The sequence below is a fragment of the Dyadobacter sp. OTU695 genome, assembly GCF_038440355.1.
Lineage (GTDB): Bacteria > Bacteroidota > Bacteroidia > Cytophagales > Spirosomataceae > Dyadobacter.
On record NZ_JASATN010000083.1, the window covers coordinates 1 to 581 of the forward strand.

General features: G+C 57.3%; 1 protein-coding gene. It reads left to right on the forward strand.

Translation table 11 applies throughout. The annotated features are described in order from the left end of the window. Window positions 1-581: AMP-binding protein (locus tag AAHB90_RS32530; RefSeq protein ID WP_342089498.1), on the forward strand; the 581-nt coding region annotated here is incomplete at both ends.

Genomic DNA, 581 nt, shown 5'->3' on the forward strand with positions numbered 1-581 from the left:
CCGAGCGTGAGCAACTGGTGGCAGGCTTCAACCAGACTGAGCGGGATTACGATCTGTCCCTGACAGTGCTGGACCTTTTTGCGGGCCAGGTGAAAGAAAATCGCTCATCTGCTGCGTTGGTTTTCGAAGGGCAAACGATGAGCTACGGTGAGCTGGACGAAGCCAGTAACCGGCTAGGCCATTACCTTCGCGGGCTGGGTGTAGGCCCTGAAAGCCTGGTGGGTATCTGTCTGGAGCGGGGCATGGATATGGTGGTAGCAATACTGGGTATCCTTAAATCGGGCGGGGCCTATGTTCCGATCGACCCGGATTACCCAGTTGACCGTATCAGTTATATGCTCACTGACAGCGCGGTATCGTGCGTGGTGAGCAGCCAGGGGCTATCAGACCGGCTAGGGGGGGCTTGCGAGGTGATCGAGCTGGACGGGTCAGGCCGCGAAAGTATCGCAGCATGCAGCAGCGAAGCAGTCATCAGCGGAGTTTCAAGCTCGAACCTTGCTTATGTGATCTATACCTCAGGCTCGACGGGCCGCCCGAAAGGGGTGATGGTCGAGCACGGAAACCTTGTTAACCTGGTCTTG